Source organism: Gilvimarinus sp. 1_MG-2023 (genome assembly GCF_030548285.1).
In genome coordinates this window covers 1-261 of sequence record NZ_JAUOSC010001201.1, presented here as the reverse complement: position 1 = coordinate 261, position 261 = coordinate 1, and the positions used below count along the sequence as shown (strand labels likewise).

The 261-nt window shown below is 65.5% G+C and carries 1 protein-coding gene; it reads left to right on the top strand.

Features of this window, described 5'->3' with window-relative positions:
* Positions 1 to 261 (top strand): L,D-transpeptidase (locus Q4563_RS20675; RefSeq protein WP_303605850.1); only part of this gene is annotated, 261 nt, incomplete at both ends.

Sequence of the window (261 nt, the reverse complement as noted above, 5' to 3'; positions counted from 1 at the left end):
GCAGCAACGCGTGGGGGCAGGAACCGGCGTATGGATCAGTATTCCGCGCCAACGCTTCTACCTTGTCCAAAGCGGGCAATGCCTCTGTACCGTCCCCTGCGCCACGGCCACCAACGGCCCCGGCAACCGCGAAGGCACACAGCGCACGCCGACCGGCTGGCACAAGGTGGCGGAGAAATTTGGTGAGGGCGCAAAATGGGGGCAGGTCTTCCGCTCGCGCCAGGCCACCAAGGAAGTCTGGTCCCCCGGCATGGACACCAA